At 64.6% G+C, this 15,237-nt stretch carries 15 protein-coding genes, 1 tRNA gene and 1 pseudogene; 8 read left to right on the forward strand and 9 right to left on the reverse strand.

All coding sequences use genetic code 11. The features are described 5' to 3' along the window. Positions 1-7: 7 nt before the first annotated feature. From CVM52_RS09125 to pxpB, 7 genes are read right to left on the reverse strand one after another with little or no spacing between them, the layout of a single operon-like run. Positions 8-1,186 carry a M24 family metallopeptidase gene (locus tag CVM52_RS09125; protein ID WP_100162198.1) on the reverse strand — a complete coding sequence of 393 codons (1,179 nt, stop codon included), beginning with the start codon at positions 1,184-1,186 and terminating at the stop codon, positions 8-10. Further along, entirely contained in the window at positions 1,186-1,824 is a 639-nt protein-coding gene (locus CVM52_RS09130) for a GntR family transcriptional regulator (RefSeq protein WP_100162199.1), read from the reverse strand. Before CVM52_RS09130 ends, CVM52_RS09125 begins: the two co-directional genes overlap by 1 nt. Beyond that, positions 1,821-3,095 carry a Zn-dependent hydrolase gene (locus CVM52_RS09135; RefSeq protein WP_205964916.1) on the reverse strand — a complete coding sequence of 425 codons (1,275 nt, stop codon included), beginning with the start codon at positions 3,093-3,095 and terminating at the stop codon, positions 1,821-1,823. The genes CVM52_RS09130 and CVM52_RS09135 overlap by 4 nt, the downstream gene beginning before the upstream one ends. Then, complete coding sequence (locus tag CVM52_RS09140; RefSeq protein WP_100162200.1) at positions 3,092-4,042, reverse strand: NAD(P)-dependent oxidoreductase; 951 nt, start codon at positions 4,040-4,042, stop codon at positions 3,092-3,094. The genes CVM52_RS09135 and CVM52_RS09140 overlap by 4 nt, the downstream gene beginning before the upstream one ends. Continuing rightward, the gene (locus CVM52_RS09145) at positions 4,039-4,695 is read right to left on the reverse strand and encodes a GntR family transcriptional regulator (RefSeq protein WP_100162201.1); all 657 of its coding nucleotides are present in this window, start codon (positions 4,693-4,695) and stop codon (positions 4,039-4,041) included. Before CVM52_RS09145 ends, CVM52_RS09140 begins: the two co-directional genes overlap by 4 nt. Beyond that, a complete protein-coding gene (locus CVM52_RS09150) occupies positions 4,692-5,714 on the reverse strand; it encodes a 5-oxoprolinase subunit C family protein (RefSeq protein ID WP_276308632.1) in 1,023 nt (340 codons plus the stop codon). The genes CVM52_RS09145 and CVM52_RS09150 overlap by 4 nt, the downstream gene beginning before the upstream one ends. Positions 5,715-5,722: 8 nt before the next feature. Beyond that, on the reverse strand, positions 5,723-6,484 hold the full coding sequence (pxpB, locus tag CVM52_RS09155) for a 5-oxoprolinase subunit PxpB (protein WP_100162203.1): 762 nt from the start codon (positions 6,482-6,484) through the stop codon (positions 5,723-5,725). A 165-nt stretch (positions 6,485-6,649) separates the two neighbouring features. Here pxpB and CVM52_RS09160 point away from each other — a divergent pair, with 165 nt between their 5' ends. The 6 genes from CVM52_RS09160 to CVM52_RS09185 all read left to right on the forward strand — a co-directional run bounded on the left by CVM52_RS09160 (position 6,650) and on the right by CVM52_RS09185 (position 12,132). Beyond that, positions 6,650-7,420 (forward strand): LamB/YcsF family protein, encoded by a 771-nt coding sequence (locus tag CVM52_RS09160; protein WP_100162204.1) that lies wholly within the window; start codon positions 6,650-6,652, stop codon positions 7,418-7,420. A 10-nt stretch (positions 7,421-7,430) separates the two neighbouring features. Continuing rightward, a complete protein-coding gene (locus tag CVM52_RS09165) occupies positions 7,431-8,288 on the forward strand; it encodes a D-amino-acid transaminase (protein ID WP_100162205.1) in 858 nt (285 codons plus the stop codon). A gap of 230 nt (positions 8,289-8,518) precedes the next feature. After that, positions 8,519-9,334 carry an amino acid ABC transporter ATP-binding protein gene (locus tag CVM52_RS09170; RefSeq protein WP_100162206.1) on the forward strand — a complete coding sequence of 272 codons (816 nt, stop codon included), beginning with the start codon at positions 8,519-8,521 and terminating at the stop codon, positions 9,332-9,334. Continuing rightward, positions 9,331-9,987, forward strand: a complete 657-nt coding sequence (locus tag CVM52_RS09175) for an amino acid ABC transporter permease (RefSeq protein ID WP_100162207.1) — start codon at positions 9,331-9,333, stop codon at positions 9,985-9,987. The genes CVM52_RS09170 and CVM52_RS09175 overlap by 4 nt, the downstream gene beginning before the upstream one ends. A 100-nt stretch (positions 9,988-10,087) precedes the next feature. Beyond that, a complete protein-coding gene (locus CVM52_RS09180) occupies positions 10,088-10,882 on the forward strand; it encodes a transporter substrate-binding domain-containing protein (RefSeq protein ID WP_100162208.1) in 795 nt (264 codons plus the stop codon). Between the two features lie 71 nt (positions 10,883-10,953). Next, the gene (locus CVM52_RS09185; RefSeq protein WP_100162209.1) at positions 10,954-12,132 is read left to right on the forward strand and encodes a M24 family metallopeptidase; all 1,179 of its coding nucleotides are present in this window, start codon (positions 10,954-10,956) and stop codon (positions 12,130-12,132) included. Positions 12,133-12,524: 392 nt separating this feature from the next. Here the strand turns inward: CVM52_RS09185 and CVM52_RS09190 are convergent. Both CVM52_RS09190 and CVM52_RS09195 read right to left on the reverse strand, forming a co-directional pair. Further along, a pseudogene (locus tag CVM52_RS09190) lies at positions 12,525-12,788 on the reverse strand (transposase); the annotation flags it as partial. A gap of 271 nt (positions 12,789-13,059) precedes the next feature. Next, positions 13,060-13,135: transfer RNA gene (locus CVM52_RS09195), tRNA-Lys, on the reverse strand. A 207-nt stretch (positions 13,136-13,342) separates the two neighbouring features. Between CVM52_RS09195 and dapF the strand changes: the two genes are divergently transcribed. Both dapF and mtaB read left to right on the forward strand, forming a co-directional pair. Further along, positions 13,343-14,185, forward strand: coding sequence for a diaminopimelate epimerase (gene dapF, locus CVM52_RS09200; protein ID WP_100162210.1), 843 nt, complete (start codon positions 13,343-13,345; stop codon positions 14,183-14,185). Beyond that, positions 14,182-15,237: tRNA (N(6)-L-threonylcarbamoyladenosine(37)-C(2))-methylthiotransferase MtaB (gene mtaB / locus CVM52_RS09205; protein ID WP_100162211.1), on the forward strand; the 1,056-nt coding region annotated here is incomplete at its 3' end. The genes dapF and mtaB, both read left to right, overlap by 4 nt.

Genomic DNA, 15,237 nt, shown 5'->3' on the forward strand with positions numbered 1-15,237 from the left:
GTATGCGTTATTTTACGGTCAGGCTGCGCGGCAGGTTCGAAAGCGGTTCCGCACCGCTCTCGGTTAGGATCACGGTTTCGGAGGCTCCGACCGTAAAGGCGCCGTAGCTGCGCAGCGTTGCAGGCAGGTGAAACACCATACCGGGTTCAAAGGGGCGATCGACGCCGGTGAAGAGGGACAGCAGCGCGCCTTCGCCCCAGTCCGGCGCAAAGGCGACGCCCATCGAGTAGCCGATCCGCTTGCGGAAGGCGGCGGTGTAGCCTGCGGCGTCTATCACGTGCTGTGCCGCCTCGTGTGCGGCGGCGCAAGGGACGCCCGGCCGCATCGCGGCCAGCGCGGCATCCAGTGCCCGCTCGGCCGTGTCCATCATGCGCTGTGCCTCCGCCGGGGGAGACCCGATCCAGACCGACCGCATCAGGGCCGCGTGATAGCGGTCGTGACTGGCCGCAAGCTCAAGAAACACAGCATCGCCGTATTCCATCATGCGCCGCCGCCACGTGGCGTGCGGGACGCCCGAGCGCGGACCGGAACTGACAAGCGGCTCCATCGCCATCGACTCGGACCCGGCAGAGGTGGCGGCGGCGATCATCGCCGCAGCGACCGTGTTCTCGGACACCCCGACCTCGCAGGCCTCGATCGCGGCGACGAGCCCGGCCTGCGTATAGGCTGCCGCGCGGCGGATCGCATCGAGTTCAAGCGGGGATTTCACCACCCGCAGCGCCTCGACCCAGCCCGATCCGTCGGTCAGGGTGACGGGCAGCGTGGCGTCCATCCGGGCAAAGGTATCGGGGCTGACGAACCAGCCGCTGCGCTCGACGGCCAGTTGCTGAAGGCCCATGGCGCCCACCATCTCGGCAAGGCGGGCCACCGGATCAGTGCCATCCTGCCATGTCTCAATCTGCGACAGGTAGGTTGCGGCCCGCGCGCCGGTCTCTTCCAACTGGCGCACAAGAAGGCGCGGCGCGCCGCTTTCCTGCACCACAAGCGCCTGAAAGGCAAAGTAGCCCGCCGTCTGGCGACCCGTCGCCCAGAAGATATTCTCGGGACCGGTCAGCAACAGGGCCTCGGCCCCTTCTGCGCGCAGGCGGGCCTGAATGGCCGTGATACGGCGGTCGTACTCTTCGGGCGGGAAAACGGTTTCGCTCGGAACCGCGATGGTTGGCGCGAGGTCGAGGGTGTCAGTCATTATTTTGCGCCTGAGAAGGTCTGGAGAAAGCGGTCGCGCACGTGTTCGAAGTGCTGCCACATGGCGGCGTGGGCAGCCTCGGCATCGCCCCGGTCGATTGCGTCGATGATCTCGACATGTTCGCGGGCCTGATCAGTGAAGGTGTCGTAGGTGCGGGTCAGCGTGCAGCGACGAGCGATGGCGCGCTGCTCGGCAAGGATGCCCGGCAGGATCTCGAGTCGGGCGGCACGGGCCACTGCCATGTGAAACCGCTCGTCGGCTGCCCAGAAGGCGTCGAACCCAGTATGGGTGCCGGTTGCAAAGGCCTGCATTTCGTCCCGCAGGCCAGCCAGTTCTTGCGTCGGCGGATAACCCGCGGCGCGCGCGGCGGCGGCGCTTTCGAGTTGCTGTCGCAGCTTCACGATTTCGAACAGTTGCTCGACGGTGACGGATCGGACGAGGATTACCCCGTTCTTCAGCCGGTCGATCACGCCCTCGTTCTCAAGTTGCGACAGGGCCGTGCGCAGTGGGGTGCGCGAGATGCCAAGGTCTTCGGCAAGCCCTCGTTCGGAAAGCACCGACTCGGCCGGGGTCCGGCCCTGAACGATGTCGTCCTTCAAACGACGGTAGGCCGCCTGCGAGAGGGTTTCTCCGCTCATGCTGCCTCCGAGATGACGGCGAGCGTCACGGCCTCGACCGCGACGGCGAGGTCGGCCTCGTCCATACCTTCTTCAGGGCAATGGCTGCCGTCCCAGTTGCGGATGAAGACCATTACGCTGTCCCACCCGGCGGTGGCAAAGGCGGCTGCATCGTGCCCGCCGCCCGAGAGCATCCGGCGCGGGCTGTCGCCGCGCCGTGCCGCGCCGTCGGTGACCCAGCCCGCCATTTCGGGCGACATGCGCTCGGGCTTCGAGCGCGTCTGGAGACCAAGGTCGAACTTGATGCCCGGTGTCGCCGCCTCGATCCGTGCGATCTCGGCCTTGAACGCCGCATCCGCCGCATCGAGCGTTGCTTGGTCATCGGAGCGCAGGTCGATGCAGAAGCCTGCATGACCGGCCACCTTGGCCATCGCGTGGGCGGGCCCTGCGGCGTCGAGCTTGCCGAAAGTCACGGTCAGGTCGTGGCCTGCCACCAGCATGTCGTCCCAGACGCGGTTCATCGCCACCACCAGTTCGGACAGGGCGACCACGGCGTCGGCGCGGCCCTCGCGCGGGGCGGCACCGGAATGGGCCCAGGTGCCATGCACCTGCGCCGCACGGTAGCGCAGCCCGCCGCGCACCGCCTCGACGATCCCATACGCCTCGCCAGCGGTGAAGAGGATCGGGCCCTGCTCGATATGGAACTCGACAAAGCGCGCCGGCGGCGGCGCTGTCTGGTTCAGGACCGCATCAGAGGAATAGCCCTGATCGGCCATGTGCTCGGCCAAGGTGCGGCCGCTGTCCACGCGCCGTGCTTCGAAATCGGCGGGCGTCAGCAGCCCAAGGTAGGCGCGCGAGCCGATATAAGAAACGGGAAACCACACGCTTTCCTCGGCCCGGGTGACCGTCAGAACGATGTCACTGCAGGGCGTGATCCCGCCTTTGACCAAGGCGCGGATCATGGCCAGTGCCCCGATCACACCGGCCGGCCCGTCATAGGCCCCCCCCATGCTGACGGTGTCGAGATGCGAACCGATGAAAAGCGGAGTGGCCTCGGGGTTCCGCCCCGCCATGCGGGCAAAGAGGTTGCCGGCGGCATCGCGCGTAACGGTCAGACCAAGAGCCAAAACCTCGGCTTCGATCAGCGCATGCGCCTCGGACTCAAGGTGGCTGTAAGACGGGCGGGTCCAGCCCGGCCCCGGCTCGGACAGCGCATTCACAGCCTCAAGGCCCCGATTGATCGTGGTGCGGATCTCGTCCGTCATCTCGGGGGTCAGGGTGGGTTCGCTCATGCGGTCGCCTTCCGGATGTCTGGGTTGAGCGTGGTGGCAGGCATCCCGCCTTGCAGCGCCGTAATTACGTGCCCGGCAGCCGCGCAGGCGACCCGGCTGAGCGCATCCTCGGTGGTGGCGCCAAGGTGCGGGGTGAAGATGACATTTTCATATTGCGCCAGCGGCCCCTGCGGCGCGTCGGGCGAATAGACATCGAGCCCTGCGCCGGCAAGGCGCCCTGACGCCAGCGCCTCTGCCAGCGCCTCTTCATCGACGACACCCGCCCGCGCGAGGTTAACCAGCAACGCGCCCGGCTTGGTCACCGCGAACCGTGCCCGGTTCATCAGGTGCCGAGTTTCGGGGCGCATCGAGGTATGGAGCGAAACGAGATCGGCCTGTGCCAGCCCCTTCTCGAGTTCCGTCACCCGCTCGAAGGGCGCGGTGTCGGTGGCATTCGGCGAATAGACCAGAACACGCATTCCCAGTGCCGCGTCCAGCATCCGGCCAAAGCGGCTGCCGATCGCACCCCAGCCAACGATGAGGGCTGTCTTGCCCTCCAGCTCGGAAAAGCTGCGGCTCTCGCGAAAGCCTGCTGTCCCTGCACGTTCCCAGCGGTCGGCCGCCGTCAGGCCGCGCGCCAGTGCCAGCGTCAGGCCCAGCGCCAGTTCAGCCACCGAGCGCGCATTGGCGCCGGGCGTGTTGGCCACGAGGACGCCCTTTTCAGCGGCGGCTTCCTTATCGACGGCATCGTGCCCGGTGCCATGCACCACGACCACCTGAAGCTGGTCGGCCCCGGCGAACGCCTCGGCGCTGAAGGCTGCATTGCGAATGATGACCGCATCACAGCCCGCCACGGACGCGGCAAGGCTTGCGCCGTCTGTCGCTGGAGCCATCACCGGTTCGATCCCGGCCTCACGCAGCAGGCGCAGCCCGTCGTGGTGAATGGGTTGTACGATCAGGCATTTCATGTGGCATCGGCCCTATCTGCATTCAGCGTCTGAAGACGTCGAAAAATCGCGTCGCGGGCACCCTCCAGATGGGCGCGCATCGCCTTCTCCGCGCGCGGGCCATCCTGGTCCCTTAGCGCGTCGAGAATGTCGAGATGCTCGGCACATCCCTTGAGAAACCGCGCTGGCACCTGCGTGTGGTCAAAGATGGCCGTGCGCCGGTGTAGGTTGGCGATGACCTTTGCCGTCGCCCGGTTTCCGGCCGCCAGCGCGATCATCTGGTGAAACTCGTTGTCCGTGTCCCACGCACGTCCCTCGTCGCCGGGCCCCTCGCGCATCAGCGCCATGACACGCGCCTCCATCGCATCCAGTTCATCGCGCGCAATGCCGATAGCCGCTGCGGCGCAGGTCGGTTCGAGGCTCAGACGGATGAAAAAGATCTCGTCGACCTCGGCCTCGCTGCATCGCCGAACACGGGTAAAACGGCCCTGCACCTCGGCCAGCCCCTCGCTCAGGATGCGTTTCATCGCCTCGCGGACCGGAGTCCGCGACATGGCAAGCCGTTCTCCAAGCGCCGCTTCTTGCAGAACCTCGCCCGGCTTCAGCTCGCCTTCGAGGATCATGCGCAGGATTTCGTGGTGCGCCTTGCTCACAAGGCTGACATCGGTGCTCATGGTGCTCTCCCCATCAGGATGGCCTCGGGGTCATAGATGCCGCCGACCAGATCACAGGACAGCAGATATTCGGAGGTCAGATGTCCGGTCGATTTGCCGACGAGACTGTCCAGCAGGGCGGCCAGGGCGGAGGCTTGCCGGCGCGCGGCCTCTTCGGCGGTGGGTCGGTCGACGACCTGAAACCGAAAGCGCGTTCCGGTTGGCATCTGGGCAAGGCGCGGCAGATCGGCGGAGATCACGGTTGCGATCTTGGGATAGCCGCCGGTGGTCTGGCACTCGGCCATCAGAACCATCGGCTTGCTCGATCCCGGCACTTGGATTGCGCCGGGAACCGCACCATCGGAAATGATGTCATGCCCATCGATCGCCGGAAGGTCGGGACCATCGAGGATCGAGGCCATGCGGTCACGCTGTGCGGTGATCAGGAATTCTTCAGTCGAGAGCCGGTCAAGTACCTCGGGAGTGAATTTTCTGTCCTGCGGCCCGAGAACGATGCGGATCGGGTCCGACAGCCGGTGTGCGGCGGGCGGGGACGCGGGGCGCAACAGCGCGCCATGCCCTTCGGGCGCGCCCAGCGGCAGCTTGTCTCCGGCTCGGAGCGCGCGCCCCTCGTGGCCACCAAGGCCGAAGCGCAGGTGGGTGGCGCGTGAGCCCAGCACCTCGGGCGTTGCGATGCCGCCCGAGACCGCAAAGTACCCCCACACCGCGCCACGCAATGAGCCAATGCGCAGCGTCTCACCGGCGTCGAGCTGGTGGCTTTCGCCGGGCTGTACGGGCACCTCACCGACACGGATGTCGCAATCAGCCCCAGTCACGGCGAAACGTATCGTGCGTTCGGCACGAAAGGTTCCGCCCATCGCCGCGAATTCGAGCGCGGCTGCTTCGGTGCTATTGCCGCAAAGCCGGTTGGCCAGCGCCATTGACGGCCAGTCCATCGGACCGGCGGCCGAAACGCCATAGCTGCGGTAGCCGCGCCGCCCCTTGTCCTGAACCGAGGTCATCGGTCCTGTGGAAAGCACTTCCAGAATCAAGCCACCAACTCGGGCTGAACCACGGCTTCGCCGCGCGCCACGCGCACGGCAAGCTCTGACGCCTCGGCCTCGGCCACAGGCTCGAAGCGAACCAGGTCGCCTGCGGCAAACAGAAACGGCTTTGCTCGCTTCGGATCAAAAAGACGCACCGGCGTACTGCCGATAAAGCGCCAACCCGACGGGCCGGCCACCGAGTTGACCGATGCCTGCTGGCCGCCGATACCGATGGCGCCCGCCGGGACAAGCTGACGTGGCTTGGGCAGGCGCGGCACATGCAATTGCCCTGGCAGGCCGCCAAGATAAACGAAACCCGGTGCAAAGCCGATCATGAAGACACGGTATTCCGCGCTGGAGTGAAGCGCGATCAGCTCTTGCTGCGTCATGCCCTTTTCGGCCGACAGGCTCTCGAGGTCCAGCGCGGCCTCGCCCCCGTAATAGACCGGGATGTGCCAGCGCCGCGCCGGACGCGCGGCCTGTTCGGCGGCCGCGAACCGTTCCGCGACCACTTGCTCGACACGATCTCCGGACGTCACCAGCGGATCATATAGGATCAACAGGGACCGGTAGGTCGGCACCGCCTCTTCAAATCCATCAAAGGGATGGTCCCGCAGCGAATCAGCGACGCGGATCACCGCCTCGTTGGTTTCCTCATCGATAGTGTCACCAAAGGAAACGGTAACCGCCCGTTCCCCCAATGGGAGAAACAGGGGGTATCTGTCACCGCTTTGACCCCGAAGTGGTTCCTTTAGTCCCGTCATAGTTCTTTCTATCGAAGTTCTTGCGTCGCTGACCTGCGCGCTCTTGCCGTTTGGGTATACCAGTTGTACCCGAAAGAAAAGAGCTAGCCCGCCTCTCCCGTGCTGCGAGGAGCGGTTAGTCCGAAATTTGGGCGCTGCCATTTACCGCGCGAACGGAGACCACAGATGACACGGACACTCGATCTGAACTGCGACATGGGCGAAAGCTTTGGCGCCTACACCATTGGCGACGACGCCGCGATGATGGAGCTGATCAGCTCCGCCAATATCGCCTGCGGCTTTCACGCGGGCGACCCGGTGGTTATGAGCAAGACCGTGCGCCTTGCCAAACAGGCCGGAGTGTCGGTTGGGGCGCACCCCTCTTTCATGGATCTCTACGGGTTCGGTCGCCGCCGCATCTCGGGCGAACGCCCCGAAGATCTGGAGGCGCAGCTCATCTACCAGATCGTTGCGATGCAGGGCATATGCGCCGTCGCAGGGCACCGGATGACATATGTCAAAACACACGGAGCGCTTGGCAACATTGCGGCGGTTGATCCTGACCTTGCCGCGCTGTGCGTGCGTGCCGTCAAGTCGGTGGATCCATCCCTGACCTACGTGTCGCTACCCTACTCCGAGACCCATGCCGCCGCCGAAAAAGCGGGGCTGCAGGTGGCCTGCGAAATCTACGCGGACCGCAGCTATACCGACGCCGGAGAGCTGACGCCGCGCAGCCAGCCGGGCGCGGTGATTCACGACCCCGAACAGAGCCTCGATCAGGTGCTCGAAATGGTCCTGAACGGCCACATCCCCACCACGGGCGGCAAGCGCCTACCGGTGGAACCGGCCACCCTTTGCATTCACGGTGACACCCCGGGCGCCGTTGAAATTGCCCGCGGACTGCGGGTTGCACTTGAAGAAAACGGTGTGACCATCGCGCCGTTCACCAATCCCTGAAGGAAACTTAATGTCGCGAACAATCTATTTGAACGGAAGCTGGATGCCTGAAGGGGAGGCAAAAATCTCACCTTTTGACAGAGGTTTCCTCATGTCTGACGGGATTTATGAGGTCACCTGCGTCCTGGACGGCAAGCTCGTCGAATACGAAGGTCACGCCGCCCGCCTGCAACGGTCGGCCCGCGCACTGGACCTAAACCTCCCGGTCGACGAGGCAGAGCTGCTGGTCCTTCACCGAGAGATCGTGGCCCGTAACGGTCTTGAGCAGGGCATGATCTACCTCCAACTCACGCGCGGCGCCGCGGACCGGGATTTCATCTTCCCGCCCATGGACACGCCGTCGACCCTGTTCATGTTCACGCAGGCCAAGGACGTGCTCGGCAACCCGGCGGCCGAGGCGGGCATTTCCGTGGTGACGGTTCCCGATCTGCGCTGGGGCCGGCGCGACATCAAGACGGTCCAACTCCTCTATCCTTCCATGGCCAAAATGGAGGCCAAGGCAAAAGGCGCCGACGACGCCTGGATGGTGGAAGACGGGGTCGTGACCGAGGCAAGCTCGGCGACCGCACATATCGTTTCCGCCGACGACAGGTTGATCACCCGCGACCTGTCGCATGCGCTGCTGCCGGGCATTACCCGCGCGTCGGTGCTGGAGCTGGCGGCCGCTCATGGGATCACCGTGGAAGAGCGCGCCTTTACCGTGGAGGAAGCGCAGGCCGCGCGCGAGGCGTTCATCACCTCCGCCACCAACTTCGTGATCCCGGTCACCTCGATTGACGGGGCGCGAATCGCCGATGGGAAACCCGGCCCTCTAACGCAGGTTCTTCGCGCCTTGTACGTGGACACCCGGCGCGCCGCCGCGATCTGAATGCCCCAAGGGCCCCCGGAGCGAAGCGTTCGTTTCGGGGCGCAGCGCGCGGGGCGGCGAGTGCCCAAAACTTGTGCAGGTTTTACGCAAATCTCCACACGGTGCGCCGCCGGTATACCAAAAGACTGTTCACTGACTTTCATTTCAGTATACCGCCGGCATAACGAAACCGGTCATCCGGACCGCCATCACCGCCCCTTGGCGGCAGGGTGGATCAACAAGGAAAATGAATGACCCAGCAAGACGCGCCCTCTCTGCTTAAGCTGCGCGGCATCCGAAAGAGCTTTGGCGAGCTCGAAGTCCTCAAGGGCATCGACCTCGATGTGGCCCCCGGTGAAGTCGTGTCGATCATTGGCGCGAGCGGCTCTGGCAAAAGCACATTCCTGCGCTCGATCAACGCGATCGAGCCGGCCGACAAAGGCACCATGGACTTCGAGGGCAAGCACCTCGACTTTGACGCCAACAGCCGCTTTTACCCCGGCGCTCGCGAACTTCAGGCCCTGCGCTCGCGCATTGGCATGGTGTTTCAGAGCTATAACCTCTGGCCCCACAAGACCGTTCTGCAGAACGTGATCCACGCCCCCATGCGGGTTCTCGGCCAATCGCGCGCCGAAGCGACCGAGGTGGCCGAGGCGCTGCTGAGCCGCATCGGCCTCTATGACAAGCGCGACTCCTCGCCGCTCCGCCTTTCGGGCGGTCAGCAGCAGCGTGTCGCGATCGCGCGCGCGCTCGCGATGAAGCCCCGCCTCATGCTCTTTGACGAGGTGACATCGGCCCTTGACCCGGAACTGGTCCACGAAGTGCTGCTGCTCATGGCCTCGCTCGCCAGTGAAGGTATGACCATGTTGCTGGTGACGCACGAAATGTCCTTCGCGCGCGACGTGTCGTCTCGGGTTCTGTTCTTTGACAAGGGCGTGATCGGCGAACAGGGCACCCCCGACAAGGTCTTGCGTGACCCGGAGAGCCCGCGCCTGCGGCAATTCCTCCATTCCATTCTACACGACGACCTGACCGTTGCGGGCACCGACAAGGGGCTGATCCAATGACACAGTTCTGGAACGACGTTCAGGTCTATGGCCCCGGTTTCCTCTCGGCGGCATGGACCGTTCTTTGGCTGACGCTCCTGACTATCGTGGTCAGCTGGGGCTTTGGCCTCGCCGCAGCACTTGGCCAGCGGTCTGACATGAAAGCCGTGCGGGCGACGGCGGCTTTTTATGTCTGGTTCATCAGAGGCACCCCGGCTCTGATCCAAATCTTCATCGTCTACTTCGGTATGCCCCAGCTTGGCATCCGCCTGACCCCCTACACGGCCGGGGTTCTGGCGCTTGCGATCAACTCGGGCGCCTACGTGACCGAGATCATCCGCTCCGGGCTGTCGGCCATTCCCATCGGGCAGACAGAGTCGGCCTTGGCCCTCGGGTTCAGCCAGCGCGAGACCATGCGTACGATCATCCTTCCGCAGGTTTTCCGCATCATCCTGCCGTCGATCACCAACGAGGCACTGTCGACGCTCAAGAACACCTCGCTGCTCTCGACGATCACGGTGGTGGAACTGACGCTTTACGCGCAGACGCTGATCTCGGCGACCTTCCGACCCTTCGATTTCTACATTGCGGTGGCGATCATCTACCTGCTGCTGACCACGATCCTGACGCAACTAGCCGCATTTTTCGAACGCCGCTACGCGCGGCTTTACTGAAAGGTCACGGCGCCTTCGGGTGTCGGGCCTCCACCCCTCGGGCGCAACCTCCACGCGACACACTTTCCCGAGCACTGACCAGAACAGGGAGTTCTACATTATGAAAATCAAAACCACGATCGCGGCGCTCGCCGCCACTCTGCTGCTGCCATTCGGCGCAGCCTCTGCTGACGACGCGCTCGAACTGCTGGAAGCGGGCGTTCTGTCAGCCGCGACCGAAGGCACCTACCCTCCGTTCTCCATGCGCGCTCCCGACGGGTCGCTCGATGGCCTCGAAATCCGGGTTATGGGTGAAATCGCCAAGCGCCTCGGGCTGGAATACAAACCCGTCATCGTCAAGTGGGAGTCGGTGCTGATCGGTCTCGAAGCGGAACAGTACGACATCGTTTCCGTCGCCATGGACATCACCGAAGAGCGCCAGAAGAAAGTCATGTTCTCTGACGGCTGGCTTGAGTCCGGCGGCCGTGTCGTAGTGCGCAACGACAGCGACATCACCGCGCCGGCAGAGGTCGAAGGCCGCCCGGTCGGTGGCCTCGTCGCCTCGAACTGGACCAAGATCGCCGAAGAACTGGGCGGTGAAGTGAAAGCCTACAAGGCCGAGTCCGACGCGATGCAGGATCTGGCGAACGGCCAGGTCGATGCGATCATCACCGACGCGGTTGCTGCCGCCTACGCGATCCAGAAATCGAACCTGCCGCTTCGCCTTGTCGAAGAGCCTGTCAGCTCCATCCAAAAGGGCTTTGCCATCAAGATGGGCAAGCCGAACCTTGCCAAGGCCGTGAACGAGGCTCTCGCAGAGATGATCGCAGACGGCACCTACGAAGCCTTGACCACCGAATTGATCGGTGTGAACCCGGCGCCGAAACAGCCTATCCGCACCATCTTTGCCGAGTGATCCAAAGGCAACCGGATCCGGGGCGGGCCAATGGCCCGTCCCTTTCTCATTTTGAAGGACCAGGAGCCCCCATGTTGCGCCACTTTCCCATCGACGAATACGAAACGCGCTGGCAACGGGTCGAACGGATCATGTCAGACGCGGGTTTTGACGCCGCCGTTGTCGTCGGCCGGGGTGGCGGCACAATGGATAACTGCGGCGACATTCTTTACCTCTCCAACCACTACTCGGTCAGCGGAGGAATGGACTCCCGCATCTGGTCGGCCCGGGCCTTTTCCGGGATCATCCTGCAAAAGGGTCACGCCCCCGAGCTGCACATCGACGAGCCCGAGCCGCGCCAGGACCTTGTCAGCATCGACGAAGTGTATTGCGACAACCACCCGTTCCTGTCGATCGCCCGCCGCCTGAAAGAGCGCGGCATCAGCGGGCGCGTCGCCTTCTGCGGGAGCTGGTTCACGCCGGTCAAGTTCTGGCGCCAGTTGAGCGAGGCGACACCGGACATCGAATGGGTCGACATGGACGACCTCGTGCGCCGCGCCCGCGCGATCAAGAGCGCGCGCGAGCTGGACACCTATCGTATCGCAGGGGCCGCCGCTACCGAGGCGACCGACGTCCTGATGAAAGCGCTGGTCGCCGGCAGGACCGAGCGCGAGGCGGCGGGCGAAGCCGCCCGTGTGACGGTGGCGCGTGGCGGCCGCATTCAGGCCATCGGCACCAATCACGGTGATACGATGGACTATGACTATCGCTTTCCGCTCACGGGTTCTGCGGCGGACGCGCCCGCGCCGGGCGATCTTGTGCGGGGCACGGTCCATGCGGCGTTTCAGCAGGGCTATTACCTCGACCCGGGCCGCACGGCGGTTTGCGGTGGACAGCCGAACGCGCGCCAAAAGCGCCTGATCGACGCCACCGCCGGGATCGTGCGCAAGCTGTCTGACATGATGCGCCCCGGCGTTCTGCTGACCGATGTCGCCGCAGAGGGCGACCGCCTGACCGCGGCCTACGGCGGCACAGAGTCCGCGATCATGAAGAACTTTCCTTTCTTCGGGCACGGCATCGGGCTGTCGTTCGAGCAGCCGCGTATTTCGACCGTCATGTCCGAGCCCGGCGACCGGGTTCAGGAGAACATGGTTTTCGGGGTCGAGGCATTTCTCGCGGACGAAGGGGTAGGATCTGCCTTTGTCGAGGACATCCTGATCATCGGCAAGGACGGCAACGAGCTTCTGACCCGGTCCCCCTACCACTACTGACAGGCAAGCGCGGCGTTCCGCGCCGCCCGGCCCCGCCAACGCTGCGTCCGGCACCGCCGGCAAATTGGAGCATAATTATTTTGACTTCCACCGAGAACTGATCCGGTTTGCGGCGTAATTTTCATTGGGAACTGACCTATGTGACCCTTCCTTCAAGGCATTGAGCCGCGGGGGCAACGGAGTGATCCACATGGGACTGCGGAATATCATCAGGCATATGGCGCAGCGAGAGCATTTGCCGATTCGGGAGATCGCGCGGCGGACCGGGCTGCTACGGAATGAGCTTCCCCCCGAAATTCGGACACTGACATAAGTTATGACTTGCAGTCTGCTGATCTTCGACGAGAAGGAGAACTGAGTTGTCGAAACGCGAGCAGCACGCGCCTGAGTTCGGCGTTAATCATGACCGTCTTTTTCTCACCGTGCTCGGCGGCCAGGCCGGCCTTTATCTGCGCGAAGACGCCCTTGTCGCTCCACCGCTTCCAACGGTTGTAGAGCATCTTGTGCGGGCCATAGGCCCCAGGCGCATCGCGCCACCGCAAGCCATTGCACTTGATGAAGGTAATCCCGCTCAACACACGCCGATCATCGGCGCGGGGTTTGCCGTGGGACTTCGGGAAATAGGGCTCAAGACGTGCCTTCTGCGCATCTGTCAGTCAGAAGAGGTCAGACATGTTCACCGCTCGTTTTCGGGCGGTGAATCACGCAGCCCACCGGAAATCAATGGGTCCTGACACTAGGGGCACCTCAGACATCATCGGACCTAGTTTCGGCATCACTACTGTGAGGGACCGCCACCTTCATGGCGATCTGAAGAATGCGGGCCCACCAAGGCATCTAGACACATGACTCTCACAGGGTTGCTGTGCATTTGAGCCTAGAACGAGCCTAGGCTTTTCCGAGAAACCCTCTAAGTCCCTGAAACAGTGGTGAGCCGTGCAGGATTCGAACCTGCGACCCACTGATTAAAAGTCAGTTGCTCTACCAACTGAGCTAACGGCCCACTTCTGTCGTGGAAGGCGTGCCTTCCTGATCCGTTCTCTAAGCGATTTGTTCCGCAAGGATCAACCGCTTAAATCGCGCAAGCCGGCTGGAAACAGAATCTCCGGACCGTCTCAGGCGGCCTACCTAGAAAACGGCATCGGGGTGGTCAAGCCCTAAATCCGGCTGTGATGCGGATGGGCTGGATTCGCGGCAACAGCGGCGCTATATGCCGGCCATGATGGATGCTGCGGAAACCGGACTGCCCTTTATGAAGATGCACGGGCTGGGCAACGACTTTGTCGTGGTCGATACCCGTTTGTCCGGGCGGGTGATGACGCCGGAGCTGGCGCGTGCGGTGGCCGACCGGCATTTCGGCGTCGGTTTTGACCAGCTGGCGGTGATCGCGCCGGGGCAGGGCGATGCGCATCTGACCTTTTTCAACGCCGATGGCTCGACCTCGGCGGCCTGCGGCAATGCCACCCGCTGTATCGCGCGTTACCTGATGCAGGAAACCGGCCGCAGCGAGCTGGTGCTGACCACCGATCGAGGCACGCTGGCGGCGCGGGATGCCGGCGGCGGGCTGACCGCGGTGAATATGGGCCAGCCGCAGACCGAATGGCGCGAGATCCCGCTGGCCGAGGCGGCGGATACGCTGGAACTGCCGATCGAAGGCGGGCCGGTGGCAACCGGCATGGGCAATCCGCATTGCACCTTCTTCGTCGAAGAGGCCGAGGCGGTGCCGCTGGAGGCCTTCGGGCCGCGCTATGAGCACCACCCGCTCTACCCGCAGCGGACCAATGTGCAGGTGGCGCAGATCACCGGGCCGGACCGCATCCGCATGCGGGTGTGGGAGCGCGGCGTGGGGGTGACGCTGGCCTCGGGCTCGTCTTCCTGTGCGGTGGCGGTGGCTGCGGCGCGGCGCGGGCTGACCGGGCGGGCGGTGACCGTGGTCCTGGACGGCGGCACGCTGCAGGTGGACTGGCGTGAGGACGGGGTGTGGATGACCGGCCCCACCGCGCATGTCTTCTCGGGGGTGCTGACGCCGGGGTTCCTGGATTCGGTGGCATGACCGCGCCGCGCTTTACCACGCTGGGCTGCCGGCTGAACGCCTACGAGACCGAAGCGATGAAGACGCTGGCGGCGGGCGCGGGGCTGGAGAACGCGGTGATCGTGAATACCTGCGCGGTGACCGCCGAGGCGGTGCGCAAGGCACGGCAGGAGATCCGCCGGTTGCGCCGCGAGAACCCGCAGGCGCGGCTGATCGTGACCGGCTGCGCGGCGCAGACCGAGCCCGAGAGCTTTGCCGCCATGGCCGAGGTCGACGCGGTGATCGGCAATACCGAGAAGATGACCCCGGCGACCTGGGCCGGGCTGGCCGGGGATTTCGGCACCGAGCCGGTGCAGGTCGACGACATCATGAGCGTGACCGAGACGGCGGGCCACCTGATCGACGGCTTCGGCACCCGGTCGCGCGCCTATGTCCAGGTTCAGAACGGCTGCGATCATCGCTGTACCTTCTGCATCATCCCCTATGGGCGCGGCAATTCGCGGTCGGTCCCGGCCGGGGTGGTGGTGGAGCAGATCCGGCGGCTGGTGGGCAACGGGTTCAACGAGGTGGTGCTGACCGGGGTCGACATGACGTCCTGGGGGGCGGACCTGCCAGGGCAGCCGCGGCTGGGCGACCTGGTGATGCGGATCCTGCGGCTGGTGCCGGATCTGCCGCGGTTGCGGATCTCGTCGATCGATTCGATCGAGGCGGACGAGAATCTGATGCAGGCGATCGCGACCGAGCCGCGGCTGATGCCGCACTTGCATCTGAGCCTGCAGCATGGCGATGACCTGATCCTGAAGCGGATGAAGCGGCGGCACCTGCGGGACGATGCGATCCGGTTCTGCGAGGAGGCGCTGCGGTTGCGGCCCGAGATGACCTTCGGGGCCGATATCATCGCCGGCTTCCCGACCGAGACGGAGGCGATGTTCGAGAATTCGGCGCGGCTGGTCGAGGAGTGCCGGCTGACCTGGCTGCATGTCTTTCCCTATTCCCGGCGCCCGGGCACGCCGGCGGCGCGAATGCCGCAGGTGGACGGGCGGGCGATCCGCGAGCGGGCGGCGCGGCTGCGG

Source organism: Pseudooceanicola lipolyticus, from assembly GCF_002786325.1.
In the GTDB taxonomy this organism is placed as follows: Bacteria; Pseudomonadota; Alphaproteobacteria; order Rhodobacterales; family Rhodobacteraceae; genus Pseudooceanicola_C; species Pseudooceanicola_C lipolyticus.

Excerpts from the sequence above, each read along its gene's own strand:
- CVM52_RS09125 (WP_100162198.1), bottom strand. The coding sequence starts at position 1,186 with ATGACTGACACCCTCGACCTCGCGCCAACCATCGCGGTTCCGAGCGAA.
- CVM52_RS09130 (WP_100162199.1), bottom strand. The coding sequence starts at position 1,824 with ATGAGCGGAGAAACCCTCTCGCAGGCGGCCTACCGTCGTTTGAAGGAC.
- CVM52_RS09135 (WP_205964916.1), bottom strand. The coding sequence starts at position 3,095 with ATGAGCGAACCCACCCTGACCCCCGAGATGACGGACGAGATCCGCACC.
- CVM52_RS09140 (WP_100162200.1), bottom strand. The coding sequence starts at position 4,042 with ATGAAATGCCTGATCGTACAACCCATTCACCACGACGGGCTGCGCCTG.
- CVM52_RS09145 (WP_100162201.1), bottom strand. The coding sequence starts at position 4,695 with ATGAGCACCGATGTCAGCCTTGTGAGCAAGGCGCACCACGAAATCCTG.
- pxpB (WP_100162203.1), bottom strand. The coding sequence starts at position 6,484 with ATGACGGGACTAAAGGAACCACTTCGGGGTCAAAGCGGTGACAGATAC.
- CVM52_RS09160 (WP_100162204.1), top strand. The coding sequence starts at position 6,650 with ATGACACGGACACTCGATCTGAACTGCGACATGGGCGAAAGCTTTGGC.
- CVM52_RS09165 (WP_100162205.1), top strand. The coding sequence starts at position 7,431 with ATGTCGCGAACAATCTATTTGAACGGAAGCTGGATGCCTGAAGGGGAG.
- CVM52_RS09170 (WP_100162206.1), top strand. The coding sequence starts at position 8,519 with ATGACCCAGCAAGACGCGCCCTCTCTGCTTAAGCTGCGCGGCATCCGA.
- CVM52_RS09175 (WP_100162207.1), top strand. The coding sequence starts at position 9,331 with ATGACACAGTTCTGGAACGACGTTCAGGTCTATGGCCCCGGTTTCCTC.
- CVM52_RS09180 (WP_100162208.1), top strand. The coding sequence starts at position 10,088 with ATGAAAATCAAAACCACGATCGCGGCGCTCGCCGCCACTCTGCTGCTG.
- CVM52_RS09185 (WP_100162209.1), top strand. The coding sequence starts at position 10,954 with ATGTTGCGCCACTTTCCCATCGACGAATACGAAACGCGCTGGCAACGG.
- dapF (WP_100162210.1), top strand. The coding sequence starts at position 13,343 with ATGCCGGCCATGATGGATGCTGCGGAAACCGGACTGCCCTTTATGAAG.